The organism is Brevibacillus fluminis (assembly GCF_052072235.1).
Taxonomy (GTDB): Bacteria; Bacillota; Bacilli; order Brevibacillales; family Brevibacillaceae; genus Brevibacillus_D; species Brevibacillus_D fluminis_A.
Window position 1 is genome coordinate 2,465,094 of sequence record NZ_CM125436.1, and the last position, 26,936, is coordinate 2,492,029.

29 protein-coding genes are annotated in these 26,936 nt (G+C 54.0%); 17 read left to right on the forward strand and 12 right to left on the reverse strand.

Annotated elements, in window-relative coordinates:
• The first annotated feature begins 2 nt into the window (after positions 1-2).
• Positions 3-1,163, forward strand: coding sequence for an iron-containing alcohol dehydrogenase (locus ACTID9_RS12170; protein WP_441071506.1), 1,161 nt, complete (start codon positions 3-5; stop codon positions 1,161-1,163).
• A gap of 58 nt (positions 1,164-1,221) precedes the next feature.
• Here the strand turns inward: ACTID9_RS12170 and ACTID9_RS12175 are convergent, their stop codons facing one another.
• Positions 1,222-1,836, reverse strand: a complete 615-nt coding sequence (locus tag ACTID9_RS12175) for a LysE/ArgO family amino acid transporter (RefSeq protein WP_441071507.1) — start codon at positions 1,834-1,836, stop codon at positions 1,222-1,224.
• A gap of 210 nt (positions 1,837-2,046) precedes the next feature.
• Between ACTID9_RS12175 and ACTID9_RS12180 the strand changes: the two genes are divergently transcribed.
• The 3 genes from ACTID9_RS12180 (at position 2,047) to ACTID9_RS12190 (ending at position 7,236) form a co-directional block, all read left to right on the forward strand.
• Positions 2,047-3,513: a PLP-dependent aminotransferase family protein gene (locus tag ACTID9_RS12180; protein WP_441071508.1), complete on the forward strand. Its 1,467-nt coding sequence runs from the start codon at positions 2,047-2,049 to the stop codon at positions 3,511-3,513.
• Between the two features lie 113 nt (positions 3,514-3,626).
• Positions 3,627-5,363 carry an ABC transporter ATP-binding protein gene (locus ACTID9_RS12185; RefSeq protein ID WP_441071509.1) on the forward strand — a complete coding sequence of 579 codons (1,737 nt, stop codon included), beginning with the start codon at positions 3,627-3,629 and terminating at the stop codon, positions 5,361-5,363.
• Position 5,364: 1 nt separating this feature from the next.
• Positions 5,365-7,236 carry an ABC transporter ATP-binding protein gene (locus ACTID9_RS12190; protein WP_441071510.1) on the forward strand — a complete coding sequence of 624 codons (1,872 nt, stop codon included), beginning with the start codon at positions 5,365-5,367 and terminating at the stop codon, positions 7,234-7,236.
• 37 nt (positions 7,237-7,273) lie between these two features.
• Here ACTID9_RS12190 and ACTID9_RS12195 read toward each other — a convergent pair whose 3' ends face one another.
• From ACTID9_RS12195 to ACTID9_RS12205, 3 genes are read right to left on the reverse strand one after another with little or no spacing between them, the layout of a single operon-like run.
• Entirely contained in the window at positions 7,274-8,440 is a 1,167-nt protein-coding gene (locus ACTID9_RS12195; RefSeq protein WP_441071511.1) for a Ger(x)C family spore germination protein, read from the reverse strand.
• On the reverse strand, positions 8,437-9,915 hold the full coding sequence (locus tag ACTID9_RS12200; protein ID WP_441071512.1) for a spore germination protein: 1,479 nt from the start codon (positions 9,913-9,915) through the stop codon (positions 8,437-8,439). The genes ACTID9_RS12195 and ACTID9_RS12200 overlap by 4 nt, the downstream gene beginning before the upstream one ends.
• The gene (locus ACTID9_RS12205) at positions 9,912-11,000 is read right to left on the reverse strand and encodes a GerAB/ArcD/ProY family transporter (protein ID WP_441071513.1); all 1,089 of its coding nucleotides are present in this window, start codon (positions 10,998-11,000) and stop codon (positions 9,912-9,914) included. The genes ACTID9_RS12200 and ACTID9_RS12205 overlap by 4 nt, the downstream gene beginning before the upstream one ends.
• A gap of 142 nt (positions 11,001-11,142) precedes the next feature.
• Between ACTID9_RS12205 and rnz the strand changes: the two genes are divergently transcribed.
• From rnz to ACTID9_RS12220, 3 genes are all read left to right on the forward strand, one after another.
• On the forward strand, positions 11,143-12,120 hold the full coding sequence (rnz, locus tag ACTID9_RS12210) for a ribonuclease Z (protein WP_441071514.1): 978 nt from the start codon (positions 11,143-11,145) through the stop codon (positions 12,118-12,120).
• Positions 12,117-12,350, forward strand: a complete 234-nt coding sequence (locus ACTID9_RS12215; RefSeq protein ID WP_441071515.1) for a hypothetical protein — start codon at positions 12,117-12,119, stop codon at positions 12,348-12,350. The genes rnz and ACTID9_RS12215 overlap by 4 nt, the downstream gene beginning before the upstream one ends.
• Before the next feature lie 103 nt (positions 12,351-12,453).
• On the forward strand, positions 12,454-13,110 hold the full coding sequence (locus tag ACTID9_RS12220; protein ID WP_441071516.1) for a YczE/YyaS/YitT family protein: 657 nt from the start codon (positions 12,454-12,456) through the stop codon (positions 13,108-13,110).
• A gap of 2 nt (positions 13,111-13,112) precedes the next feature.
• Here the strand turns inward: ACTID9_RS12220 and ACTID9_RS12225 are convergent, their stop codons facing one another.
• Positions 13,113-13,430 (reverse strand): hypothetical protein, encoded by a 318-nt coding sequence (locus ACTID9_RS12225; RefSeq protein ID WP_441071517.1) that lies wholly within the window; start codon positions 13,428-13,430, stop codon positions 13,113-13,115.
• Positions 13,431-13,524: 94 nt separating this feature from the next.
• Here ACTID9_RS12225 and ACTID9_RS12230 point away from each other — a divergent pair, with 94 nt between their 5' ends.
• Positions 13,525-13,977, forward strand: coding sequence for a YaiI/YqxD family protein (locus tag ACTID9_RS12230; RefSeq protein WP_441071518.1), 453 nt, complete (start codon positions 13,525-13,527; stop codon positions 13,975-13,977).
• Positions 13,978-13,980: 3 nt separating this feature from the next.
• A complete protein-coding gene (locus ACTID9_RS12235; RefSeq protein WP_441071519.1) occupies positions 13,981-14,658 on the forward strand; it encodes a phosphatase PAP2 family protein in 678 nt (225 codons plus the stop codon).
• Here the strand turns inward: ACTID9_RS12235 and ACTID9_RS12240 are convergent.
• The gene (locus tag ACTID9_RS12240) at positions 14,642-15,523 is read right to left on the reverse strand and encodes a LysR family transcriptional regulator (RefSeq protein WP_441071520.1); all 882 of its coding nucleotides are present in this window, start codon (positions 15,521-15,523) and stop codon (positions 14,642-14,644) included. The genes ACTID9_RS12235 and ACTID9_RS12240 overlap by 17 nt on opposite strands.
• Before the next feature lie 124 nt (positions 15,524-15,647).
• On the opposite strand from ACTID9_RS12240, the gene ACTID9_RS12245 reads away from it, so the two are divergent.
• Both ACTID9_RS12245 and ACTID9_RS12250 read left to right on the forward strand, forming a co-directional pair.
• On the forward strand, positions 15,648-16,850 hold the full coding sequence (locus ACTID9_RS12245) for an MDR family MFS transporter (RefSeq protein WP_441071521.1): 1,203 nt from the start codon (positions 15,648-15,650) through the stop codon (positions 16,848-16,850).
• Positions 16,851-17,342: 492 nt separating this feature from the next.
• Entirely contained in the window at positions 17,343-17,480 is a 138-nt protein-coding gene (locus tag ACTID9_RS12250) for a sporulation histidine kinase inhibitor Sda (protein ID WP_441071522.1), read from the forward strand.
• A gap of 75 nt (positions 17,481-17,555) precedes the next feature.
• Here ACTID9_RS12250 and ACTID9_RS12255 read toward each other — a convergent pair whose 3' ends face one another.
• On the reverse strand, positions 17,556-18,053 hold the full coding sequence (locus tag ACTID9_RS12255; RefSeq protein WP_441071523.1) for a hypothetical protein: 498 nt from the start codon (positions 18,051-18,053) through the stop codon (positions 17,556-17,558).
• 177 nt (positions 18,054-18,230) lie between these two features.
• Here ACTID9_RS12255 and ACTID9_RS12260 point away from each other — a divergent pair, with 177 nt between their 5' ends.
• Positions 18,231-18,515: a DUF1507 family protein gene (locus ACTID9_RS12260; protein WP_441071524.1), complete on the forward strand. Its 285-nt coding sequence runs from the start codon at positions 18,231-18,233 to the stop codon at positions 18,513-18,515.
• A 40-nt stretch (positions 18,516-18,555) separates the two neighbouring features.
• On the opposite strand, the gene cax is transcribed toward ACTID9_RS12260, so the two are convergent.
• Complete coding sequence (gene cax, locus ACTID9_RS12265) at positions 18,556-19,599, reverse strand: calcium/proton exchanger (RefSeq protein ID WP_441071525.1); 1,044 nt, start codon at positions 19,597-19,599, stop codon at positions 18,556-18,558.
• Positions 19,600-19,761: 162 nt separating this feature from the next.
• Between cax and ACTID9_RS12270 the strand changes: the two genes are divergently transcribed.
• Positions 19,762-20,013: a hypothetical protein gene (locus ACTID9_RS12270; RefSeq protein ID WP_441071526.1), complete on the forward strand. Its 252-nt coding sequence runs from the start codon at positions 19,762-19,764 to the stop codon at positions 20,011-20,013.
• 51 nt (positions 20,014-20,064) lie between these two features.
• On the opposite strand, the gene sleB is transcribed toward ACTID9_RS12270, so the two are convergent.
• A complete protein-coding gene (gene sleB, locus ACTID9_RS12275) occupies positions 20,065-20,850 on the reverse strand; it encodes a spore cortex-lytic enzyme (RefSeq protein WP_441071527.1) in 786 nt (261 codons plus the stop codon).
• A gap of 146 nt (positions 20,851-20,996) precedes the next feature.
• On the opposite strand from sleB, the gene ACTID9_RS12280 reads away from it, so the two are divergent.
• Positions 20,997-22,658: a thiamine pyrophosphate-binding protein gene (locus tag ACTID9_RS12280; RefSeq protein ID WP_441071528.1), complete on the forward strand. Its 1,662-nt coding sequence runs from the start codon at positions 20,997-20,999 to the stop codon at positions 22,656-22,658.
• 39 nt (positions 22,659-22,697) lie between these two features.
• Complete coding sequence (locus ACTID9_RS12285) at positions 22,698-23,042, forward strand: Asp23/Gls24 family envelope stress response protein (RefSeq protein WP_441071529.1); 345 nt, start codon at positions 22,698-22,700, stop codon at positions 23,040-23,042.
• 215 nt (positions 23,043-23,257) lie between these two features.
• Here the strand turns inward: ACTID9_RS12285 and ftsW are convergent, their stop codons facing one another.
• Together ftsW and ACTID9_RS12295 are read right to left on the reverse strand one after the other, a co-directional pair.
• Positions 23,258-24,412: a putative lipid II flippase FtsW gene (gene ftsW / locus ACTID9_RS12290; protein WP_441071530.1), complete on the reverse strand. Its 1,155-nt coding sequence runs from the start codon at positions 24,410-24,412 to the stop codon at positions 23,258-23,260.
• An 81-nt stretch (positions 24,413-24,493) separates the two neighbouring features.
• The gene (locus tag ACTID9_RS12295; RefSeq protein ID WP_441071531.1) at positions 24,494-24,838 is read right to left on the reverse strand and encodes a YugN family protein; all 345 of its coding nucleotides are present in this window, start codon (positions 24,836-24,838) and stop codon (positions 24,494-24,496) included.
• A gap of 183 nt (positions 24,839-25,021) precedes the next feature.
• Between ACTID9_RS12295 and ACTID9_RS12300 the strand changes: the two genes are divergently transcribed.
• Entirely contained in the window at positions 25,022-25,465 is a 444-nt protein-coding gene (locus tag ACTID9_RS12300; protein WP_441071532.1) for a CBS domain-containing protein, read from the forward strand.
• Between the two features lie 469 nt (positions 25,466-25,934).
• Positions 25,935-26,375 carry a hypothetical protein gene (locus tag ACTID9_RS12305; protein WP_441071533.1) on the forward strand — a complete coding sequence of 147 codons (441 nt, stop codon included), beginning with the start codon at positions 25,935-25,937 and terminating at the stop codon, positions 26,373-26,375.
• Positions 26,376-26,445: 70 nt separating this feature from the next.
• On the opposite strand, the gene ACTID9_RS12310 is transcribed toward ACTID9_RS12305, so the two are convergent.
• Positions 26,446-26,814, reverse strand: a complete 369-nt coding sequence (locus ACTID9_RS12310; RefSeq protein ID WP_441071534.1) for a protease complex subunit PrcB family protein — start codon at positions 26,812-26,814, stop codon at positions 26,446-26,448.
• Positions 26,815-26,936: the final 122 nt, after the last annotated feature.

The following is a 26,936-nucleotide window of genomic DNA, read 5'->3' on the forward strand; positions in this document are numbered from 1 at the left end:
GGATGAATTCCTATCGTTATCATTGCGCGACTCAAATTGAAATGGGACTGGGAAAAGCGAAAGAGCTGCCAGCGCTTTTGGAGGCTCTGTCAATCGGCAAGTCCCTGCTGCTGGTAAGCGACCCCGGCGTGATCCGCGCCGGCCTGGTAGAGCCGATCCAGGCTGCGCTTGTACAGGCGGGCTACCGCGTTGCCGTCTTTGATGCGCTCAAACAAAATCCACGCGATACGGATTGCCTGGCAGGTGCGGAACTGTTCCGCGAATGTGGTGCAGAGGCCGTGGTGGCTATCGGCGGGGGCAGCGCGATGGACACGGGGAAAACGATCGCGCTGTGCGGGCCCAATGGCGGCACCCCAGCCGAGTACGCGGATGGACAGCGCGCCTATGCTAAGGTAGCCCCGATCATTTGCGTGCCGACGACAGCCGGTACCGGATCGGAGGTCACCCGCTCGGCGGTGATTACCGAAGAAGCGACTCACCGCAAAATGACGCTGAAGCACGCGGCGCTGCGCCCGCTTTTGGCCGTGCTCGATCCGGAGCTCACGTTCAGCGTGCCCGCTTCCGTCACGGCGGCAACCGGCGTCGATGCCTTGGTCCATGCGATTGAAGGCTATACGTGCAAGGTGACCAACCCGATCTCCCAAGCGCTTGGCGCCCGTGCGATGCAGACGATCGTACCCGCTCTTCCGCTTGTTTTTCAGGATGGCGGCAATGTGCAAGCGCGCTATGCGATGATGGAAGGGAGCTTGCTTGCCGGCTTGTGCTTCGGCTCAGCGGACGTGGCCGCTGTCCATTGTCTCGCGGAAGCGTTGGGCGGCTTGTACGATACGCCACATGGCGTCGCCAATGCTGTCTTTTTGCCGCACGTTCTGCGTTTCAACGCCGAGGAAAACAAGCCGATGCATGCAGGGCTCGCGCGCATCATGAGCTTTGCCCAAGACCAAGATGATGAACAGACGGCAGTGGACAAGCTGATCGCAGGGATTGAGGGATGGACGAAAGGCTTGCAAATTCCGTCGTTGCGCGAACTGCCAGGCGTATGCGAAGCGGACTTTCCTAGAATCGTCGAGCTTTCCATGCAGAACGGCTCGACGCCGAGCAATGTCAGAACGATTACGGCGGATGATTATAGGATGATTTTGCAAAACGCGTACAAGCAATGAGTGGTAACTTAAAAGGCCGGCTTCTCCCAAGCTGAGAGAAGCCGGCCTTTTTTTTCGCTTATGACGCAAAGAGCGTCCACAGCATCATCAGCGAAACCGCCCATATGATGACTGCCGAGCATTTGTTCAGCACGATCATCAGTTTCCCCGACGAATCGATCCGGCCGACCAAACGTCCTGCCAATGCCAGCGAAAAAAACCAGATCCATGACACCGCGATGCAGGACATGGCGAAGGCCCAGCGATCCGTCCCCGCATACTGCAGCGAGCTGGTGCCGATGACGCCGATGGTGTCGAGAATCGCATGCGGATTGAGCAGCGAGACGGATGCTGCGAAGGCGATCTGCTTTTTCCATGAGTAGACTTCCTTTTCCTCCTGGATCATGCGGGGCTTGCTGTTCCACGTGACCCACCCCATATAAACCAGAAACACAAAACCGGCCAAGAGCAGGATGGTCTTTACCCAGGTGCTGGCGAGAACCAGCACCGACACGCCGGTGATCGCCAGTGTAATCAAAAGCGTATCGCACAGCGACGCTGTCACAATGACAGGTAACGCGCGCCAGTACGAGCGCTGATAAGCTCCTTGCTGAAAGATGAAAACGTTTTGCACGCCCAGCGGCAAAATAAGGCCGAAAGATAAAATGACGCCGTGAAAAAGTATCGTCCACACGGTAAATCAAACCTCCTGTTCGTTTGGTCTTAAGTGTAGAAAAAAACCGGCCGTTTGTCTCCGACCAAATGGATGGTTTCTCACCCAACCATGTTTGCTATAATCGAAAGGAGTATATGTGCGATAAAAAAGCTTGCTGAAATCGTACGCAAGCGAGTCAACGAAGCGCAATGGTCTGAAAGACACCGACAAGAGAAGGGAGTATCGCTGATGATTACCGTCGACTGGAAACCAAACCGCTTTTCGCCCGTCCCGATCCAAAAACAGATCGAGCACTTCGTCAAAGACAAGATTGTCAACGGCGAATGGACGATCGGGACCAGGCTGCCGTCGCAGCGTGCGCTGGCGCAAGCGTTTGGCGTGAACCGGAGCACAGTCGTGGCGGCATTGGATGAACTGACGGCGGCAGGCTTGCTTGCGGGCAATACCGGAGGCGGGACGCGTGTCATCAACACGACGTGGAGCCTGCTAGCCTCCGTCTCGCCAACCAACTGGAATGCGAATGTGGAACTGGGCATCCATCCGCCCAATTTGCCGACCATTCAGGAGATCAACCACGCCGAATTCCGTTCAGGCATCATCCGGCTCGGCACCGGGGAGCTTTCCCCCAGCCTCCTGCCTGCAAGCGAACACATGCAGCAGCTGTTTGCCCGTCAAGCGGCACGGCCGATCCCGCTTGGCTACCAGGAGGCAAAAGGCGATTTGTTTTTGCGCGAACAGATTGTCCAGCGTCTGAAAAAAGAGGGGATCGCGACCTCGCCCGACAGCGTGCTGATCGTGTCGGGAGCACTGCAGGCGCTGCAACTGATCGCCATCGGCTTGCTGAAAAAAGGCTCGACGGTTCTGCTGGAAAACCCGTCGTACCTGCATTCGCTCCATGTGTTCCAATCTGCTGGCATGAAGCTGCAGGGTGTGCCGATGGATGCGGACGGTTTGCAGGCTGAACTCTTGCCTGCCTACCAAAAGCAGTTCAAAGGCGCGATCCTTTACTCCATCCCGACCTTCCACAATCCGACCGGGATCGTCATGCCTGCAAAGCGGAGGGAGGAGCTTTTGCGCATATGTGACGAGCAGAGTCTGCCGATCATCGAGGATGACGTGTACCGCGACCTGTGGCTGGATGAAAGGCCGCCACGACCGATCAAGGCTGGCGACAAAAACGGCAATGTGCTCTACCTCGGCAGCATGTCCAAATCGGTGAGCCCGGGTCTGCGGATCGGCTGGCTCGTCGGCCCCCAGCCCGTCATTGAACGGTTGGCGGACATCAAAATGCAGATCGATTACGGTGCAAGCTCTCTCTCCCAATGGGCAGCGGGCGAATGGATTGCGAGCGGAGCATACGACCAGCGGCTTGCCGTCATCCGCGAACAGCTGCGCGTGCGCCGGGCGTGCATGCTGACGGCGTTGGAGCGGCATTGCCGCGAGCTTGCCTGCTGGGATTACCCGACAGGCGGGTTTTATATATGGCTGCGGATGCATGCGGCGATTCCGATGAAGACGCTGTTTGATCGGGCGCTTTCGGACGGCATCCTGCTCAACCCCGGCCATCTGTACGATCGTCAAGAATTCGGCGCGCTTCGCTTATCCTATGCCTACGCCTCGCTGGAAGAGATGCAGCGGGGGATCGCTGCCCTTGCCGCTATCATCCGGTCGCTCGGCGCTTTCGGGAGGACATAGCCGACAGATGCGTACTTCTTTATGTGATAATCGCGGATTTTTGCATTATGATGGGTAAGTAGAGAGGAACGACTGATACGGCGCATTCGCTGACGGAGAAGGAGAGCGTATGGATGGGATACTTGCGTAAATATGCGGGCAAATACGGCGGGCGGTTTCTGCTCGCGGTTCTGTTCGTGACCATGGAGGCGCTGGCAGATCTTTTGCTGCCGACCATCATGTCACAAATCATCGATGTGGGCATCGCCCAGCAGCGCACCGATTACGTGCTGAAAATGGGCGGCTTGATGCTTTTGATTACAGCGGGCAGCGCGGTGATGGCAAGCGGGCGCAACTTCATCTCAAGCATCGTGTCACAGCGGTTCGGCAATGAGCTGCGCGCCGACCTGTACCGCAAAATCCTCAGCTTGCCGTTTGAGAGCATGGATAAGCTGGATCGGGCTTCATTGGTGACACGACTGACCAATGACGTGACACAGGTGCAAAACTTCGCCAACGGGCTGATGCGGATTTTCGTCAAGTCGCCGATCATCTGCATCGGCAGCCTGATCATGGCGACACGGCTCAATCCGCATCTGGCAACCGTGCTGGCTGTCGTTGTGCCGGTTGTGGCAGTCCTGATCGCAATCAACATGAAGGTCGGCTTTCCGCGCTTTTTGAAAGTGCAGGCGGCCTTGGACCAGCTCAATCGCGTCACGCGGGAATACTTGTCAGGCGTGCGCGTGGTCAAAGCGTTCAACCGGTTTGATTATGAGGTGCAAAAATTCGCGGGATACAATGAAGAGTTCCGTTCGCGCTCGGTGAATTCCATGCGGGTGATGAATGTGTTCAGCCCGGCGATCATGCTGACCGTGAATTTCGGCATCATCGCCATCCTGTGGATGGGTGCATTGCGCGTAGATTCGGGTCACATGCAGGTGGGGCATATCGTCGCGTTCATCAACTACATGACCCAAATCCTTTTTTCGCTGATGGTCATCTCGATGGTGTTCACCATGTTCGTGCGCGCCCGGGCCTCCGCTGGCCGGATCGGCGAGGTTTTTGCCCAACAGGCGAGCGACCGGACGGAAGGGGGCGTGCAAGCACAAGCTCTTGCGGAAGGGACACGCGGGCGGATCGATTTCCAAAACGTTTTTTTCGCCTATGCGGATTCGCCTGAATCCCCGGTTGTGCGCAATGTCAGCTTTACATGTCTGCCAGGCCAGACGATCGGCCTGATCGGTTCGACCGGTTCAGGGAAAAGCAGTCTGATCAGCTTGATCCCGCGTTTTTACAAGGCAAGCGAGGGACGGATTCTGGTGGACGGCGTTGACGTCGCGCAGATGGATACGGGCAGCTTGCGCGAGAAAATCGCGGTCGTACCGCAAAAAACAATTTTGTTCACCGGAACGGTCACGGAGAACATACGCTGGGGGAAAGAAGACGCCACGGAGGATGAAATCAGGCAGGCTGCCGAAATCGCGGAAGCTCATCCGTTTATCGCCTCCTCGCCGGAAGGGTATCAAACCCGGATTGGCCAAGGCGGTGTCAACTTCTCCGGCGGTCAAAAGCAGCGTCTGTCCATCGCGCGGGCATTGGTGCGCAAGCCGGACATTTTGATTCTCGACGACTGTACCAGCGCGCTGGATGCGGCGACCGAGGCGCGGATCAAGTCGGCGCTTAAGTCGTATGCAAAAGGGCTTACATGCATCATGATCGCCCAGCGCATCACCTCGGTGATGGACGCGGACAACATCATCGTGCTCGACCAGGGGCAGGTTGTCGGCATGGGCACGCATGATGAGCTGATGAAGGCGTGCACCGTGTACCAGGAAATGTACCGGTCGCAAATCGGACGGGAGGTATCGTAGTATGGCAGCAAACCATCAGAGTACAAACACACCTCCACCGCCGCCGATGCCTAGCGGCTTGGGCCGACCCGGCTTCGCCCGTATGGGACGCGGGGGACCGGTGCAAAAACCAAAAAATTTGAAAGGGACGCTCAGGCGTCTGTGGCTTTACATTGGCACGGAAAAGCGCTGGCTTTCCGTCATTTTTGGCGTCATCCTGATCGATTCGGTCCTGACGTTATTTGGCCCATTCCTGATCGGGCTGGCAGTCGACGCGATCGGGGGAAAAGCGGGTCACGTACAGTTCGGACTGCTGCACATGCTGTTGATCGGGCTTGTCTGTGTCTATGTCGGCGATGCCATTCTCACGTTTGGCCAAGGCTGGATGATGGCTGGCGTGTCGCAGCGGATCGTAGCGAAGCTGCGGCACGCTCTGTACGCCAAGCTGCAAAAGCTGCCGCTCTCCTACTTTGACACCCGCAGGCACGGTGAAGTGATGAGCCGGCTTTCCAACGATATTGACAATGTCAGCCAAACGCTATCACAGGCGACCGCCCAGCTGATGTCAGGCGTGGTGGCGATCGGCGGTTCGCTCGCGATGATGATCTGGTTAAGCCCTCTCTTGACGCTGGCGAGCTTGATCACCGTGCCGCTGGTCATGCTGCTGGCACGTACGATTACAAAGCGGACCAGCATTTTGTTCAAGGAGCAGCAGGTGCAGCTTGGCCAACTGAATGGCCATGTCGAGGAAACGATTTCCGGGATGGAAATGGTGAAGGCATTCAATCATGAAGAGAAAGCGATCCACGAGTTCGAGGACGTGAACGAAAAACTGTACCGCGTTGGCGTGAAGGCGCAGATTTGGTCCGGCTTTCTCATGCCGATCATGGGCGTCATCAACAACATCGGGTTTGCCGCCATCGCGCTTGCGGGCGGAGCGATGGCGGCGAACGGCATGATTACCGTCGGCGTAATCGCGAGCTTTATCAGTTATTCGCGCCAGTTCGTCCGGCCGCTCAACGACATTGCGAATATTTACAATGTGCTCCAATCAGGGGTAGCGGGCGCGGAGCGGGTTTTTGAAGTGCTCGATGAGAGCGAGGAGACGGCAGATGTCCCGAACGCAAAAGAAATGTGCGAGCCGAAAGGAGAAGTCGTTTTTGACCGTGTATCTTTCGGTTATCGTCCGGACGCTCCGATCTTGAAAAACATCAGCTTTGTGGCCCGGGAAGGCACAAGCACGGCATTTGTCGGCCCGACCGGCGCCGGCAAAACGACCATCATCAATCTGTTGACCCGGTTTTACGATGTAACCGAGGGGCACATCACGATCGACGGCGTAGATATTCGCCGCTATTCGCGCGACAGCTTGCGGAAAGGCTTCGGGATCGTGCTTCAGGACACGTACCTGTTTTCCGGCACGATCAAAGAAAACATCAAGTACGGCAGGCAGGATGCCACCGATGAAGAAGTGGAGGCAGCGGCGGTACTGGCGAATGCCGATGCGTTCATCAAGCGGCTGCCGCGCACGTATGACACCATGCTGTCCGAAAACGGGGGCAACCTGAGCCAAGGGCAGCGGCAGCTTTTGGCGATCGCCCGCGTGATGTTGGCCCAGCCGTCCATTCTGATTCTCGACGAGGCGACGAGCAGCATCGATACGCGGACAGAGGTGCATATTCAGGAGGCGCTGCTGCGAATGATGCAAGGCCGCACGAGCTTCATCATTGCACATCGACTGAACACGATCCGCGAGGCGGATACGATCATGGTCATCGATGGCGGTGAAATCGTGGAGCAGGGCAGCCATGAGCAGTTGATGGCAAAAAAAGGTGTTTATTACGACATGTATTACAAACAGCTCCAGCAAACGGAACGAAAAGCTGCCACATGATGGGCAGCTTTTCGTTTTGCACATTTTCGGTCTGTGGTCAATACTCTCGCTTCGGTTCTTCCTTGTCACGCAGCATGCCTGAGTTGACGATCTTCACATCCACCTCGATCGTATCCAGGGCATAATCAGCCAAGCGCTTCTTCCCGTTGGCAGTCAGCTTGCTCCACTGTGCAAAGGCGTCATGGTAAAGCGTATGCTCCAAGCTCAACAGATCAACGCCGTCCTTCTTTCCCAACAGAACGGTTTGTTCGATTGCCTCACGGATGTCTTTCGCGGCTTCCTCCTGGAACGCAGCGGCCCCAAGCTCCTGAATGACTTCCGATACCACTGCTTTGCCTTTGATGGTGATGGTAAATCGCGGGGCGCCTGGTTTGTTCACTGGTTTGATGTGCCCTTTGACATGCTCGACGGTGATGACGGCGATGGGTTTGCCGTTCTTTTTCAGCGTAAGATGGGACGACGTCGATCCTTTTTGGAGCCAGCGCAGACCGGATACATGCGATTTGGCAATCCACTTGCCAAGCTTGTCTTGGTACAGGGCGAAGATCCCGTCAAGCTCCAATTTGGTATCCGCCTCTCCCTGGCGTTTCCATGTGTGAGCATTGATGTGCAGGGAGGGCAAAAGAATCGTGTACCCGGGCTCCTTTTGCTGAGCAAGCACCTTGTACAGCCGAATCGGGCGAATGTAGGAATCCTGGCGGTAGCTATCTTCCGGTTGATGGAGTATCGAGGCCAAGGGCGACAGATTGAAAAACGGTGTCACCGTAAAAAGCTGGTCGAGTGGTTCCTTCGTACCATAGACCCATTGGGTCAGACGGGTTTCCCCGAATCGAGTCAGCCCGTCTAAAAAATCGCTCATGCCTTTGGCAAGCGCTGCCTCTGTGAACACGATGGCATTGGTGTGCCCCCAATAAATTCGCTGCTGCGAAGTCTTGTACAGATTGGTTAAGGCGGTGTTAACGGTGTCGCCTTCTTCATGGCCCGTCCAGACAGGGGCGGCGGTCTCGCTCATTTTCCCGCCTTCCTGCTTGGCGATATTGGAGAAGTCCAGCACTTGTCCATAGACGACGTAATGTCCGTCCCGATAATCGAAGCCGAGCGCAGTAATATAATTGGAAAACTGGATCGACTTCATATCCCAGCAGCCGCAGAGCACGGGCGCGAGCAAGGTCAAAAGAAAAGCCATGCGCAGCCAGCGTTTCATCGCGAACCATCACCTCGGCTGGTCGGGTCTTGCGTATGCAAAAAGGAAGGACGGCGATCGCGTTTCGTCCATGGTTTCCCGAACAAGGACGTTATGATGTCCCTGAATTTGATCGGGGAGAGCGGAGCGAGGTAGGGCATACCGAATGATTCAACAGATGATAAATAAAGTGCCAGCCCCATCAGCGCCAGCATAAAGCCGTACATGCCAAAAATGGCCGACGTGACGAGAATGATGATCCGCAAGACGGATATGGAGCCGGTAAGCGATTGATTGACCAGTGTGAACATGGATATGGTCGAAATGGACGTGATTACGACGGTCACCGGGCTTGTAATCCCGGAGCGAATGGCGGCATCGCCCACGATCAGACCGCCAACGACCGTCACAGTCTGCCCAACGGCCTTCGGCAGCCGCATCCCGGCTTCGCGGAACAATTCAAACAGGCCGAGCATCAGAAAAAAATCTATCGGCCCGGAAAACGGGAGCCCTAGGCGTACGGACGCAATGGTTGCGAGTAAAGGGAAGGGGAGCTGATCCAAATGGAAAGCCGACACCGCGATCCAGAAACCAGGCAAAAAAATCGAAACGATCAAACCCATAAACCGCATCAGACGCTCAAAAAGGACGTAATAAAAGGGGAAATGCGCATCCTCGGGCGATTTAAGCAGCAACGTCAGGTTTGCTGGCGCGATGATGGCCATCGGCGAGCCTTCCACAATGATGGCAAAACGGCCGCGCAGCAAGGCGTCGACGACAAAATCGGGTCGGCCGATGTATTCGAACAGCGGTAAAAGCGAGGACGGATGATCCGACAAGCCTTCCTCCAGCTGTCCGCTGGAGAGCAAGCTGTCGACATCGAGCGCCAAGAGCCGCTTTCTTGCTTCTTCGACGATCTCCATCCGAATGATGTCATGGATGTACAGAAGCGCAACATTCGTGTGGGAGCGCGTGCCGATGATGAATTTTTCATAGCTCAGCGATTGCGTTTTCAGCCGTTTGCGGATGAGTGCAACATTGGTCACGATGCTTTCCGTCAAGGCATCCCGCGGGCCTTTCACCGAGACCTCTGAATTCGACTCCTCAGGGGCACGGTTCGGCGGATTGGCGATGTCGAGCGCATATAGGAGCTGTGGCCCTTCGAAGAACAGCAGCAGTTCGCCGGAATAGAGCTTCAAGGTGGCGGTTTCAAGCATGCCTGGGCCGTCCTGGATTTCGCTGAGCTGCAGCGTGCGGTGCTTGTTGAATGAGGCACTGTCAACCCGCTCGAGCGCTGCCATCATGTCATGCAAGCGGGGCAGCACGAATTCATCGATTTTTTCCGATTGCGCCATCCCTTCGCAATACAACAGCACGATCTTTTGCGGTGCGGTATCCGTCTCGAATCGAAACGAGGAAATGTTGACATCGGCGGCATTGGCAAACATGGAGCGGAATGTTTGCTCATCGAGATCGTGGAGTGAGAGCATCTTCATGACTTGTGTTCCTCCGTTCCTTTTGCCAGCATCACCAGCGCGAATAAAAGCAGCCCGACGAAAAGAATCAAGCCGAATGAAATGGGAAAGTACAGGTACTCCAGCCGCTTCAAAAAATAGCTGTCGCTGTCCGGAATCATGATGAAGACCAGAAAAAGTGCACAGATCGCGGTCAATGTGCAGGTTTTCGCTCGCTTGCTCGCGAGACCGATGATGTCGAGCGTGAGATACAGCATGAGCGAGGTTCGGATAAAGGCGCCGGAAATCCATTGGTAAATGGAAAAAAAATCGAGATGGGAGATGAATTTTCCCAGTGTCACCATGCGCCATTGTTCAAACGCAGGATACCGCATCATGGCTGCCTCGAATGGTCCGAAGATCGCGATCGCACCGGTCAGGGGACCGATGGTGAGCATGACCAGAATAAACGATAAAAGAAACAGGGCAAGCGGCTTGAGCGGTTTGGACACGTGATGCTGGATAAACAGGATAAACATGATTTCAAACAAGCCGCTCATCGTGTACAACATCGCAGTGATCGTCGGCCTGTAGCCATGTGTGAACACGGGCAGCAAGAGCGAATAATCCTTCACCTGGAAATTGGCGGCCGCAACAAAATCGCCGAATACGATGACGGCCGGGAGCAGCAGGCCGGCGGAAAGCGCGATTGCGCGAATCCCTTTTCGGGCCGCAAAAAAACAGATGCCGATGAACGTCAGCGCCACAATAATCCGGGGGGTTCGGGGAAGATAGGTGACTTGCGACCAGGTAACCAGATCGCGGAAGCAAATCAAGGCCATGAGCGAAAATTCGCAGGCCATTAAACCCGTGATGATCAGCCACAGAAATGGTCCGTAACGGATCTTGATCCATTCCATCAGGTTTCGGCCACGCAGTCTTTTTAGCATACTCAGCAAAAGCATACCCCAGAGGAGCAGCGGGATAAATGCGAGCAAGGCGCCAACCCATGCATCACGCTTAGCGACGTGAAGCAGGAGGGGAATGAGCAACACATGGTTGGAAATGCCGATGGAGAGCATGATCGTGCAATACAGCAGCATCGGTGAAATTCGCTTTTGAATCATACCTACACTCCCGGGAAATTGTCTCATTCGGTTACGTTGTTAGAATGTACCAGTTCAGGGATTTTATGAAGGTAGCAAACCGCCCGCGAATTGTAGTTACGGGAAAAATCAGCCATAATGAAAGGGAGGTGAAGATTCGATCATGATACTATCCTTTTTGGGCACCGGTTCTGGCGTGCCATCGACAAAGCGCAATGTCAGCGCGATGGCCCTCAGCTTTCGCAAGACCGGGAAGTGGTGGCTGTTCGATTGCGGCGAAGGAACGCAGCATCAGCTGCTGAAAAGCCCGCTCAAAATCAGCCAGCTGGAAAAAATATTCATTACGCACCTGCACGGCGATCATATATTTGGACTGCTTGGGTTACTGGCAAGCCGCTCGTTGTCGGCTCGCGTAGAGACGAGAATCGACGTATACGGGCCATCCGGCTTGTTTGACTACGTGCAGGCGGTGCAAGCGGTGAGTCCCATGCATATCGGCTACCCGCTTTTTTTTCATACCATTGAGCCAGGGATGATTCTGGACACGGATGAAGTGACGGTGACTTGCGCGCCGGTGCAGCACCGTGTGCCGGCATTCGCCTATGCGATCGAGGAGAAACCGGTCAGCGGCGCTTTTCAGGCCGAAAAGGCAAAAGCGCTGGGCATTCCGCCGGGGCCTTTGTTCGGCGCCTTGAAACGCGGTGACACGGTTGTGCTGGAAGATGGGCGGACGATTGAGGGAAAAACGCTTGTAGGCCCGATGCAAGCAGGGCGAAAGGTTGTGCTAAGCGGCGATACGATGCCCTGTGAAGCGCTGCTGCAGCTGGCGCGCGACGCCGATGTGCTGATTCATGAATCGACCTATGCGCATGTGCACCTGGAGCTTGCGGTGCGTAGCGGTCATTCCACCGCACGGCAAGCGGCAGAGATCGCCAGGGCGGCAAAGGTGAAACAGCTGATTTTAACCCATATCAGCCCGCGCTACGACGACCCCGATGGCGAGTGGACGGCCGTACAGGTGCTGGACGAAGCGCGGCAAACATTTCCCGACACGGAGCTTGCCCACGATTTTTGGCAATATGAAGTAAAACGTCCCCGTGGTATACTAGATCGAGATGATCCAAACGGGGGAACCTCATGAAACGACTTGCATTTGCTACACCGGAAGAATTGACGGCCTACTGCATGGCTGAGGAGGTCGCGCTCATCATCGAATACCGTGACGAGCAAGGAAAACAGCGGCAAGTGACGCTGAAAGGCGATGCGCTGGGCGATCTCGCCGGCTACTTTGGGCAGCGGGACGTGATGGCGTACTTTCGGAAAGACAAGCTGTTTTACGAAATCAAACCGGAATGGCTGGTGAAACCCTGACGATGTTGTGCAGGGTTTTTTTCCGTTATTCTTGGCGAATGCGCTGCTTTCTGTATAATGAAGAGAAGGCTTGAAGCGACGTAACGATGGGAGATCGAGAGGCATGGGGAAAGAAAAAGCGTTGCATCCTTTGACGATCCGCTACACGATGTTTATGCTGGGGCTTTTGGTCATGGGGTTCGGCATCGCGATGATGATTGAGGCCAATATGGGGGTGGCGCCCTGGGATACCTTTCATATCGGCTTGCAAAAAACGTTTGGATTGACGATTGGCATGTGGTCGCAAATCGTGGGCCTCGTGATCATTTTTTCGTCCTATGCCATCGGGAAAATCAAGCCGACGATCGGTATGTTCCTGAACATGTTTTTTTTCGGGCTGTTCATCGATATGTTCATGTGGCTCGAGTGGGTGCCGAAGGGGGAAACGCTGATCCAGCGTGCCATCTGCTTTGGTGCGGGACTGTTGATTTACACATGCGGGACAGGAATGTATCTTTCCCCGAGGCTGGGGGCGGGGCCGCGCGACAGCTTTATGCTCGCGCTGAACGATCGGCTGGGTTGGAGCATCCAGAAGGTGAGGCTCGGGATTGAAATCACGGTGACGATTTTGGGGTTTGCGCTGGGGGGGCCGGTCTCGATCGGCACACTGGTCACAGCGCTGTCGATCGGGCCGCTGATCCAGCGCTTTATTCCGATGTGGGAGCGGCTGATGCGCAAACCGTATGGCATTGCCGCTCCCAAGGAACAAGCCCACGTCTGATATTACAGGTGGGCGTGGCCTGTCTGGTGCTCCTGCTGAACGCGGAACCAGATGTTCAGGTCGTTGATGACGCTGGCCAATTCATGGATTTCGCTGTTCAGCTCGCAGGAGACGGCGAAATTCTCCTCTTCTGACAGCTGTGTTTGCTTTCGATTGATCACGGTTTCCAGCTGAATGATCCGGTCGGGAATTTTCGCGCGGATTTCTTCCCACTGAAGGAGGATGTCGGAACGTTCTTCCGCTGTATACATCTCCCAATCGAGAGCAAGCGCAGGCAAAGGGATACCAAGTCGTTCATCCAGGACAAATTCGTAGCGCAAGGTTGTTCACTCTCCTCTTACTTGAATCATATCTTATCAAAAAAAACACGAGAATGGGAGTGTCGATCGCATACGCGAACAGGAGGAATGCAAAATGGCCGAGCAGAAACGGGTGTTGGTCGACGCGGATGCCTGCCCGAAGCAAGCGCTCGCCATCGTGAGGACGCTTAGTGAACGGTACGGCTGGCAGTGCATTACTTATGCCAGCTACAACCATCAGATGGACCATCCTCATCATGTCATGGTGGACGCGGGTCCGCAGGCTGTCGACTTGAAGCTGACGAATGCGGTGCGCCCGGGCGATGTCGTCGTGACACAGGATATCGGGCTCGCAGCGATGATTTTGGGCAAGCAAGGTCTTGCCGTATCACCGCACGGCACCATATTTTATCCGGACAAAATCGGCTTCATGCTGGAGGAACGAAATGAAAAAGCACGGTTTCGCCGCGGCGGCGGCCGGACAAAAGGGCCGGCGGCGCGGACGGGTGAGGACGATCGGAAATTCGCCGAATCGTTACAACTGCTGCTGAGTGGGGGAGAACAGTAAGAGATGCGTACATATGGGAGTAGGGGGCGGCTTCTGTTTTGGGCCGCTGGGTTGTTCGTGGCAGGAGTGCTGCTGACGATGCTGGTTGTGTCGGGGCGCACGCAGGAAATCGACGGAGCCGTCTTTTCCTGGGCAGGTACGATCCACATGGACGGGCTGACAGCGTTGCTGAAAGCACTTACGTATTTGGGCAACGGTGTCGTCCTGGCGCCAATCGCGCTTGTGGTGGCGCTTTTATTCTGGATACGCGGCGATCGGTTGGAAGCGATTTTTCTCCTTGTGGGGGTTGTTGGGGTAGAGATCGCGAACGAAGGGCTTAAGGCAGCATTTGATCGTCCGAGACCGCCGGGCTTCGGGTTGATTGAAATGCCGGAATCGGCATCGTTTCCGAGCGGACACGCGATGGTCGGAACGTGCTTTTACATGCTCGCGGTCATGTTGATCAGCCGTGTCACCGCATTGCCGGCATTTTTGTCCGGCCTTGTGACCGGCATCATGATGGCAGCGGTCTGTTTCAGCCGGGTTTATCTCGGCGTGCATTACGCAAGCGATGTCCTGACAGGTCTTTTATTCGGGCTTGTGTGGCTCTTTGTCACCTGGCAGTGGTACGAAGGGGCGGTTTCCCGCTACCGCGCGTTCAGACGACCGCCCCGCATTTACGTACCTAGGTCATATAATTGAATTCACGCATGAGGCTCAGCCATTTTTCCACGCTGGGCCTATTTTTTTTCTCGTGGGGAAGCACGATGTAGGCGGAGCGTTTCGGCGGCTTGCTGCCCTGGATCACGATCTCCTTCAGGGTGCCTTCCATCAGCTCCTGCTTCACACAGGAGCGGGTCATCAGGCTGATCCCGACGCCTTCCTTGATCAAATCGAGCGCGAGGCCCGCCTGGTCAACCTGCAGCTTGGGCACGAAGCTGCGCGGCAGATTGTTGTGAATCCATTCATGGAAAGGCGACCCCCAGTTGACGTAAAGAAGCGGGAGCGAGGCGATGTCTTTCACCGTCACGGTGCCTTCCCGGGTGATCGGATGGTCGGGTGGGCCGACAAGCACGATTTCATCCTCAAAACAGGGGATGACCTCAAAGTTGGGCAAAGAAGGCGGGATATAGACGATCCCGATCTGGATGATGTTGTCGAGCAAGTATTGGATGACGTCGCCGGAATGCCCTGTCTTCGTTTTGACCGCGATGTTGGGATAGCGGTAATGGTATTCTTTCAAAACGGGTTCGAGCGTATAGCTCCAGACGGACATCAAGCTGCCGATGGTCAGCCGATCTTCATAGGGCTGCAAGGAAGCGACTTCGCTGATCCCTTCCTGCGCCAGCTTCAAAATCCGTTCGGCATAGGGAAGCAGAGAGAGCCCCGCCTGGGTAATCTCCACATTTCGTTTATCACGAATGAACAGTGGCTTTCCGATTCTCTCTTCCAGCTGCTTGATGCGCATGGTTACGGTCGATTGCACCAAATGCAGGATTTCTGCTGCTTTGGTAAAGTTTTTCGTCTGCGCAACCGTATGGAAAGCGCGCAATTGTTCAAAATCCATAGACAACGTCCTCTTATGTGTATTTTTGATTACTCTAAACAAAAATGATCGTTTCTCAAATCATACCGCATTCTGTAATCTGTTCATATCCCTTGAGTGGTCAATGAAAAGGAGGCCGTTTGGCTTGAGGAAAGAGATATGGCGCGAAACGCCGGGCTCGGTAAAATTACTGCTCTTGATGTCATTTATCATGAATATTGGCTTTTATGCACTGATCCCGTATTTGACGCTCTACATGACAGGCAGCATCGGGTGGACGCTGGCCATGGCCGGTTTGGTGCTGTCGGTGCGGCAGTTTTCACAGCAAGGCTTTTCGTTTTTGGGTGGTTTGGTTTCAGACAAATTCGGCTACAAAGGAACGATGGTCCTCGGGCTTTTGATCAGAGCCACGGGGTTTTGCGCGTTTGCATTCTGTACCGAGACATGGCATTTTTTCCTGGCAGCCGTGTTGTCCGGTTTAGGCGGCTCGCTGTTCGAGCCGGCAGGTTCCGCAGCGTATGCGATTTTGACGCCGGAGCCGATTCGCAAGGACGTATTTGCTTTTCGCAACGTGCTCGGCAACGTAGGCGTGGTCGGCTCACAAATCGTCGGCACAGCCTTGTCGTCCTTCGATTTCTTCTGGCTCTCGATCTTTGCCGGTGCGCTCTACTATTTATTGTCCATCGTTGGGTTCCTATGCCTGCCGGCGGCAACGATGCGAAACACAAGGCAGTCGCTCATGCAAAGTATCATCCATGTGATCAAGGACAAACCATTTATGCTCTATACGCTTATTTTAATCGGGTATTACTATTTGTACATGCAAATCTTTTTGACAATACCGCAATTCGTCGAGGATACGCTGGGCAGCAAGACGTTTGTCGGGATCGTGCTGTCAACGGTCTCGGTCGCGACCATTCTGTTCCAGATGAAAATCATCCAGTGGCTGGCCCATTTTCAGCAAAGGTTTACGTTGATCGGTTTGGGTGCGCTCTTGATGGGCATCGGCATGTTTTTTTTCACCTTTGCCGACAGCTTGTGGGCGATCATGCTCGATTCCGTGATTTTCGCGTTGGGCACGATGATTTCGATGCCGTACTTGATCGAGATGGTTCCGCTGTTTGCGCCGAAAGAGCAGATCGGCGCGTATTACGGCTTCAACGGGTATTCGCTGGCATTCGGCGGGTCGCTTGGGACATTCATCGGCGGATGGGTCTACGACCTTGGCGTTCACCAACAGCTGCCATGGCTCGCGTGGTCGATCTGCCTCTTGGTCGGCATCGTCGTCGCCTGGCTGCTCTATCAGCTCGAACAAAAAGTAGGGGTAGGGCTGCAGGCAGAGTTTTAGACACACAATTGCCAAAAAATAACTGCAAAAAATGAAACCTTTGGGCGGGTTCTTTCGTACAATTTAGTAGAGAAACGATTTTACATGAAAAAGAGCGTGAAAAAAGAAGGCGAGGTAGAAAAAATGGAAGACAAGGCAAAATTGAAACGGATGTTGTTTTTTACTAGCTCCATCGGGTTTTTCGTCTTTGCGCTCGTGGTTGTCACTGAGATTGTACGAATTTCCGTTCACACATAAGGGACCGAATAGAGCTTTTGTGAAAAATGCCTGTAAGCGCACATGCTTGCAGGTATTTTTTTCTCGACAAATTTCGACGCGTTGTGGATAAAAGCATGGGGTAAATCCACATAAGCAAGGATGGATATTTTTGTCTTGTTCACAAAGAATCAACAAGATACCCACACGATTTCCACAGCAACTGTGGATGTAGCTGCAATTGTTCGCTCTTCCAAATAATGATAGAATCCCAAATAGAAAGAGGAGGTGACAAACGTGAGATATTTAAGCGATCAAATGTTACTCGAAGTCTATCGGCGTGCTGTCTCTCTCCAGTTGGAAACAGACTTTATCAACTTGATCTATGAAGAGCTGGAGCGGAGAAGCCTGGTCGATGCTCTGGTAACCGCTTAAGGATTATTTATTAAAAACAGCCATCCAAATCAACTGGATGGCCTTTGTTTTGCAGCGGCGAAAAGGGGTTATGGATCAGATCAACTCAAACGAAACGATCCGATCGATCGGCGCCTCCTTCTGCTTCCACATATCCGGCAAGTAGAGCAGAACAGGGCCGTTTTCGCGGATCGGCTTGCCATCTTTGGAAAACTGCAGGATGGCGCGGCGCGCTTGTGCAAGCGGCAACGTGATCGGCTCGCCTTCCTCGCGGTGCAGCTTAAGAGAGACTGCCGCAGGGTCAGGCTGGGCATTGTCGAGGAACCAGCTTAAGCGCATCGCGTAATCGCCGGTCAATGCTTTGCGTTCCTCAATCATGCTGCGCGATTCCGATGGAGGGAGCGACCCTTCTTTCAATTCCTTGTCCCATTGGGCGCCGGTCCCTTTCAAATAAGCCGGAACATCGTCCTGGACCTCATCCAAATCGCCGGTAAAATGCGCCAAATCAATTTTGCGGTCATCAAAAATCCAGACGCTGGGATCGATCGTGATGCGGTGGGAGACAGCGCCTGTCACCGTAATAATATCAGCCATGATGCATATCCTCCTTGAAAAAAATGAAGCAATTACGATTGTTCTCGCCTTTCAATTGTACATGGACATCTAGCATTTGCGCAAACCGTCACGGGGAAACTGCATTCTCCCCTTTTCAAATGCTTTGGAATGGCGTACTATGTATGGTAAGGTTGGAGGCAAACGGAGGGATACGTTTTGACAGAGGTTAGGATTCCAGATATGGCTGATAAGGCGATGGCTCTGCTGCGTGCGGATGCTGATAAGATATATAAATTAATCGACGTACAGATGGAAAACCTGACCATGCCACAATGTCCGCTTTATGAAGAAGTTTTGGACACGCAGATGTTTGGACTTTCCCGTGAAGTGGAATTTGCAGTCAGGCTCGGTCTGATTGAAGAAGAACTTGGGCGAAGCATCATGGATGAGCTGGAGAAGCGTCTGGCTGATTTGCACGAGCTGTTTAATTCGAAAAAATAAGCGAGGGTACGAAGCCCTCGCTTTTTTTTATTTCTTGGATTTAGACAAAAAAGAACGCGGTTCCCAGGATGATGTAGACGGCAAGCAGCAATACGCCTTCGAACCAGTTGGTAGCTCCGTCCCGCGAAATGCTGATCGCGATGAATGCGCTCGTGCCGATCGCCGCCAATTCGAATGGCGAAAAGACGATGTTCATCGGTTGGCCAAGGAACAGGGACATCAATACCAATGTTGGTGCGACGAACAAGGCGATTTGCAAGCTGGAGCCGATGGCGATCTCGACGGCTGCGCCGATCCGGTTTTTCATGGCGAGCAAGATCGCCGCGCTATGCTCCGCAGCATTCCCGATAATGGCGATGACGAATGCGCCGACGAAGATTTCCGACCAGCCGAACGCTTTGGTCACCACCTCCACGCTGTGCACCAGCCATTCGGAAACGAGGGCGACGAAGAACGTTGCGACCAGGAGCATGATGATCGAGACGCCTTTTGACCAGGAAGGCTCGCCGTCGTGCGGCTCGATGTCGGACAAGAAATCTTTGTGGGTCACCATCGAGAAGATGAGCCAGAGCACGTATGCGACGATCAAAATTATCGCAATGACGACGCTCAAGGTATTGATTTTGGGCACGGGCAGCTGCTGCATGAAGACGGCCGGGACGAACAGGGCGATCACCGCTAAAAGCATTAGCGAAGCATTATGACCGGCCAGCAGGCTGTTGAATTTCTGCTCCTTATACAAAAGCCCGCCCAACAGCACGCTCAATCCAAGCACGAGCAGCATGTTACCGATGATCGATCCGGTGATCGATGCTTTTACCATGTCAAAATAGCCGGATTTGACCAGGAAAAAAGCGATGATCAGCTCGGCGGCATTGCCGAACGTCGCATTCAAAAATCCGCCGATCCGGTCGCCTGCGTAATGCGCCACGCTTTCGGTCGCTTTGCCAAGCCAGGCGGCGAGAAAAACGACGGCAAGCGATGCGGTGATGAATTTGAACAGATCCATGTCTGTTCCATAGTGCGCATAAGCCGCTAGCGCGAAGCTTGCGCCGACTAGCGTGAAGAACAGCTTTTGATTCATAATGGCCTCCAGACAGAAAAAAGTAGAGCGATAACATGATTTAGTCTACCCAAACCTTACCAGATTGTCACGTAAAACGTGAAAGCGACGCGCAGGAATACGTCATCGGCAGGTAGGCACAATAGGGAAGAGTCGCAACTATGAAAAGGGGAGGAAAAACAAATGACTCAACCCTATATGTGTCCGACCTGCAAGTCAAACCGCATGCGCTTCACGATCATTCAGCAGCAACCCCAATACGTGCGGCTGCATCCGCAGACAGGCGAGGTTGTGAACATGCTGGCGCAAGAGGAACTCGACGCGTTTCACCAGCCATACCGGGGCGATCAGTTTTTGGTCCAGTGCGGCGTGTGCGGGACGACGGAGAGTGAAGAGCGATTCGTAAAGATGGCCCAGCATATGCAAACCAGATAACGTTCGGAAAGAAAGGCGCGCCATATGCGATGGCGCGCCTTTCTTTGTACATCAGCGGCAAAAAATGTGCTTGCCGATCTTTTTGATCTGCGGGCGGCTCCAAATCCAGGCGGAAGTCGCCGTTTCCGGATTGAAGTAATAAATGGCGCCGCCCGTCGGGTCCCAGCCGTTTAATGCGTCCCTCACCGCTTTTTTCGCTACTTCATTCGGCGTCAGGTAAATTTGGCCATCGGCGACCGCAGTGAAAGCCCGCGGTTCGAAGATCACTGCCGCTGGCGTATTGGGAAATGCAGGGTTGCGTGTCCGGTTCAGGATGACGGCAGCAACTGCCACCTGCCCAATGTATGGCTCCCCGCGCGATTCGCCGTACACGGCATTCGCCATCAGCTTGAGGTCGTTGTCCGAGATGGTCGACGCTTTTTTGTTCGTCGATGGAGCGGGCGGCGGAGCCGAAGCGGAAGGAGCCGAAGGAGCGGAAGGAGCCGATGCTGACGGAGCGCCGAGCGACTCCTCCGGTCTGGTCGGGCGCCAGTCTTTGGTTGCATTGTATAACTTCAGCTTTGTTTTCGGGCCGAGGACGCCGTCGATTTTCATCCCGAATTCATATTGGAAGTTGCGGAGCGCCCAATAGGAGCGCCAGCCGAATTGGCCGTCGATCGCCCCGGTGTAAAAGCCGAGAAATTTCAGGCGCGCTTGCATCTCCCTGACATCCGAGCCGCTCGCACCAACCTCAATCGTCGTTTTGCTGAAAGCATTGATGGTCATCGGGGTCGTGCCCACGATGGTTGCGGCTAAAACCAGCGAGCCTACGATCAATAGCGGTCGTTTCACTTTCATGGTGTGCCTCCTTGAATGATGCCTCTCATTTGGGAGTAGTTTGTCCAAAAAGCGTTTACATCCAATAGCCAGCCGAAGTGTAAAATGATGGATGCTTGGTCAACACTAGTGAATGTTCAAGATAGACGTTCGGGAGGTCGTGAGCCATGCAACAAACGGTCAGTCAGTACATCATCAAGCAGCTGGTGCAATGGGGCGTGAAACGGATTTACGGCGTTGCGGGTGACGCTATCTTGCCCTTTCTGCACGAGTTGGGCCAGCAAGCCGAGATTCTCTACATTCCCTGCAGGCATGAAACGGCAGCGGCGCTGATGGCATCGACAGAAGCCAAGCTGACAGGCCGGCCGGCGGTATGTATCGCAACTTCCGGGCCGGGCGCGGCACAGCTTTTGAACGGCTTGGCAGATGCCCACATGGATTGTGTTCCGGTGATTGCGCTGACGGGACAGGTTGAGACGTACAAGCTGGGCGGCTTTCACAAGCAATTCATTGACCAGCAGCGCCTGTTATCCGTAGTGTCTGCCCATTCTGAGCTGCTTACACATCCCGAGGCAATCGGAGAGGCGATGCACCGCGTCTTTTTGACGGCGGCCGGGCAGCAAAACGTGGCTCATCTGGCGGTCTGTCAAGATTTATGGGAGTTGGAAACGACTGCTGCAATCCTGACCCAGCTGCCGGCAGCACCGAATGTGCAGGCTGACCGCGCGAGTGCGATGGCGACCGCTGAGCGTTTGCTGCAGGCCAAAAAACCGCTGTTTTTGCTGGGGACCGGAGCGCGCAAGGCAGCACAAGTAGTGCAGCAGCTGGCAGAGACAATGGATGCCGGGATTATTCTCACGCTTGGCGCAAAAGGGGCAATCGATGCCGCGCATCCGCAGATGCTTGGCGGTCTTGGAGACGGCGGCAGCACGGCGACAGTGGAAGCGATGGCGCAGGCGGATTTGCTGGTCATCTTTGGTGCTGCATGGTACCCGCGCGAGTATTTGCCAAGCCAGCTGCCGATCATCCAGGTTGACGAACGTCTCGGCTCGTTTCACGCGTATGCGAATCTGAGCCCTGTCGCAAGTCGCGTGGAGGAAACGCTTGCGCTCTGGCAGTCGCGGTTGGAGCAGCCGCAGCTGCATCCGGACCGCACCGCATGGAAGCAACAGCTGCAAACGCTGCATGCCCATTATCTCCAGGAGATGGATGAATGGACGCGCCCCGATGAAAATGGGCTTTTGCGCAGCGAGATTCTCATCGCAGAACTGGCCAAGCGGGTCATGCCGGATGCGATCGTCGCGGTGGATACGGGGGAACACGCGATCTGGTTTAACCGGGTGTTTCCGGCACGTGCCCAGCTCCCGGTTTTCTCCGGCAAATGGCGCACGATGGGCTACGGACTGCCTGCGGCAATCGCAGCCAAGCTGACACAGCCCGCGCGGCAGGTCGTCGCGATCATCGGAGACGGCTGCCTCCTGATGTCGACGGGCGAGCTGGCGACACTTGCAGAACAAAAGCTCGCAATCACCGTCATCGTCATCAACAACCGCACGCTCGGCCTGGAAGAGAGGAACATGATTGCGAGCGGCTACCAGCCGTTTGGCATAGATGTACCCAACCCGAATTTTGTCAAATTGGCGGAGGCGTTCGGTTTGCGTGCGTACCAAGCTGCGACATTGCATCAATTGGGGCCGGTGCTTGATGAGGCGCTTGCGGGCGATAGACCGAGCCTGATTGACGCGCGCTGCCAGGCACCAACTTTTTCAAAAATTATGCCTGAAATATTCTTCCAAACCCAAGCAGTGCCCAGCTATAATAAGAAGTAGAAATACTTGCGTCCGCATGTGAGGAAAGGTGGGCTGTACATGGAGGGTTGGAGACGGGGAGAAGTGAAGATTGCGGATCACGTTGTAGCGGTTATCGCCGGATTGGCAGCTCAGGACATACCCGGAATCGTGACGAAAGCGAGCGGTCTTTACGACGAAATGTCGAAACGGATCAGCGGCAAAAATGCGGCCAAAGGTGTGATTGTGATGATCGATGAGGAGAGCACCCGGATTGAGCTGCGCGTAGCTGTACAGTATGGGACGATCATCCACGCGGTATGCGGCAAGCTGCAGCAAAAGGTGAAAGAACTGGTTGAGAACTTCACAGGCTTGGAAGTGCGCGAGGTAAATGTACGGGTGGAAAGCATCGAGATGGGCACCTGACCGGTGAAAAACAAAAAAAGACCGATTCTCAAGCTGGAGAAGGCTTGGGAATCGGTCTTTTTGCGTTGTCGTGTAAGAATTTATAAGTGCTCGCGCTTATAAATTCTGGAGCGGAAGACAGAGTACCTCAGCGTCACTTCCAGCATAAGCATCGGTAAAAACTTCCTTTGACCGAAGAACCTGCTTCTTGAAAGGACTTCTGAAAGAAGTTTTTCTTACCCATGATTGTCGAGATTTTTTTGCCGGTTCACTTCACGCGAGACATTGAGCAGGATGCCGGTGCCGATCATGCAGACTAATAGAGAAGATCCGCCATAGCTGATGAACGGAAGCGGTACGCCCGAAATCGGCAAAGCGCCCGTTGCACCGCCGATATTGATCACCGCCTGGATGGTGATCATGGTGATGACCCCGATTCCGGCAAGGCTGGCGAACATATCTTTGGAACGCAAACAAATGTGTACGCCACGCAAAATGAATGCGAGAAAAACGAGCAGAAACAGCGATGTTCCGATGAAACCGAACTCTTCCGCGATCACGGAAAAGATGAAATCGGTATGCGCTTCAGGCAAATACAAATATTTTTGGATGCCTTTTCCGTAGCCTGTCCCGTTCATCCCGCCGCGGGCGATTGCCATGAACGACTGTGTCAGCTGATAGCCTTTGTACAGCGGGTCGGACCATGGATCGCGATAGCTTAACAGCCTGTCGAGCGCATGTCCTTTGGTCATGATATAGCCGATGAAGAACAGCGTGAACGGAGGCACGGTAAGCATGAACAGGTGGGCGAGGTTGGCGCCGCCGCAAATCAGCACAACCCCTGCCGTCCCCAGCAGGATGGCAGCTCCCCCCATATCCGGCTCGATGGCGATCAACAGGAAAAAGATGCCGATGACAACCAGAGCAGGGAAGAGTCCGGTCTTGAAGGAGAGGAACCGGTCTCCTTTTTTCGAGATGATCGCGGCCAAATAAATGGTTAAGCCGATTTTGGCGAATTCGGAAGGCTGCATATTGAAGCCGCCCAAAGGAATCCAGGAGCGTGCCCCGTTGGCAAGCTTGCCAATCCCCGGAATCAACACAATCACCAGAAGAAAGAGACAAACGAAACAAATCAGCAGAAAGTTGCGTTTGTAAAACGCAAATGGCATGTTCATCGCGAAGAGCATCCCGATGATGCCAACCCCAAGGAACATCACTTGCCTTTTCACAAAATACAGCTCATCGCCCTTGCAGTAGTCGCAGCCTTTGCTCGTGTAAATCCCGGTGTGCGCATAAATCGAGCTGGCGCTTAGCACCATGAGGATGCCGAAGCCGACGAGCAGGATAGCGAGAAACAACAGGAAGAAGTCGGGAACGCCGCGCGATTTCATTGCCGCAAAACACCTCCCTGACGCGAAACAGAGAGGTGTAGTCCCTCTCTGTCAGCTCAGTGCTTTCATTATTGGTAAAAATTAGTGGTTAGCCAGCTTGTCGCCCAATGTTTTCAGGGCCGCTTTGGCATTTTTCAGTACGTTGTCAGGAATGACCGCATCATAATCAACGCCATGCGGGAACAGGTGCTTACCGATGAACGGCTCTTCGAGGCGGAGCAGCGCGTGGGAATCTTCCAAACGGCCTTCAATCGCGTGAGCCTGGATGCGCAGATAGTATGTAACACCTTTTTCTACCAGTTTGTAATCGTATGTAGCGTGCAGATAATCCCAGGCCCAACGGACGAAGCCTGTCTCGTGCATATACGTATCCATGTCGGCCAACAGCGCTTCTTTTCCGTTCAGCCCAGTATCCTTAATGACCATGAAAAGTATTCCTCCTAACTAGTATTCACACTCCTATGATAGTAGGTTTTGGTAAGAAGTGCAATTGCGTAATGAAGAAAGCGGAAAGCGGCATTCCGCTGCTTTCGATTCGCTTGTCCTTGCATGAAAAAAAACGCGGCAGGAAAGACTACCGTTGTAATGATGAAAGGAGGAATGCGGGGTATGGCAACCTTGGAAAACCGTACGTTGCGCGAAATTATGACGAAAGATGTAGCGACGGTAACGCTGCAGGATAACGTATATGAAGCGGCGGTCAAAATGCGCGATTGGAACGTCGGGGTGATCCCGGTCGTGGACGAGAAGAACGATTGCATCGGGGTGATCACCGATCGCGACATCGTTATCCGCGGACTGGCTGAAAAGCATGAAGGTTCTGCGAAAATCGAACAAGTGATGACGCGTGACATCGTGTTTGGGCAGCCAGGCATGACTGTTGATGATGCAGCCAAGCTGATGGCGAAATACCAAATCCGCCGGCTGCCGGTTGTGGAAAACGGCAAACTGGTAGGCATCGTGGCGATCGCGGATATGGCCGTCCGCCAAGTGCACCACGATGAAGCGAGCGAGGCTTTGTACGAAATCTCCGAATCGGCACCGCGCCACTGATCGTCAATAGGCAAAAGAACGGCCTGCCAACGAGGCAGGCCGTTCTTTTTTTTTGCGCCCTTACATCTACGGCAAAAAACGGCAAAAAACGACCTAATTGACGATAAGGTCGTTTGATCATAAGCCGCCTGCCCGTACGCTAATCCCGGTCTGAAAAAAAGAACAGCAGCACCACAACCACGATTATGATCCAGAGCAGTTCTTCGTTGTCCTCAAATAAACCGTCCAAAAAGCCCATCCGGATCCTCCTTTCCGTCACGCTACAGCCTATGCGCGAGCAAGGGCGAATGCCAACGGGAGATGAGCCCAAATTTTCGTCAAGAGAGTGAATCAAATGCGCTCGGTTGGGACATACTGCGGATTGGAAAGTATTGTGAGAAAGACGCCAGACAATCTTGGCCCGAACACAGTGGTGCTTCAGGCAGGAAGACCGCATCCCTGCCTGTATAAAAAAAGGAGTGGTCCCATCATGATGGCATTCAGACGAATGTTGTACAGCTTGCTGACCGTAGTGGCTGCAGTCGGTCTAGTGTACGCGTACAAATCAACCAGTGAGCCGATGGCATCGGTAAACGTAGAAACGGCAGATGCCGAAACGAACGCGAACGCACCTCTTCAGGCAGCTCCAACGCTCGCAGTCAGCCACCGACTGGAAAAACGCGATCTGCATCTTGATTTGAAGGTCACCAATTTCACCTTCTCGCTGGAAAACATGGGGAAAGAAAACAAGGACGGCGAAGGGCACGTGCATCTGTATATCGATGGGAAAAAAGTGATGAAGCTGTTCGGCACAAGCTATGTATGGAAGGATCTGCAGCCCGGCCAGCATTTGGTCACAGTGGAGCTGGCGCACAATAACCACGATTCCTACGGGGTGAAACAGGAGTTTAAGGTCGATGTGAAAGAATAACCATGGGCTACGGCACGCCATGAAAACGTACAGCAAAAAAGCAGAGGATGACTCCCTCTGCTTTTGCCGTTTATTCGAAGATGACTTTGACCGGCTTCGCCGTTTTCGGCATTGAAATGACGATCGATGGATACGTCAGCGCCTGTGTCGTCATCGCGCCTGGCTTTGGACCGATTTCCTTCGCTTTAATGACGATTTCGCCATTGGCTCCTTGTGAAACACCGGACACTTCAACGCGATAGCCGCCTGTGGAACGTTGGCCAAGACCGATGGCTACATACGTTTTTTGCGCATCGCTGCCGATTTTGTATCCGCCTTGCTTGCGGATCGATTCCCAAGCGGTTTTCGCTGCGGCAGGATATGGCATTTTGAGCGGTTCATAGGCGATCGCATGCTGGGCGATTGCGGCTGGTTGTGGTGGTTGTTGTTGTTCAGGCATGGTGGACATACCTCCAAACGCAAATAATGAAACGGAAAGCAGTAGGCCAAAAAGTGTATTCATTTCGCAAGCCTCCTGATGGTAGTATGATAGTTCATGGTTAGCATGTGTAAGCGAAAAAG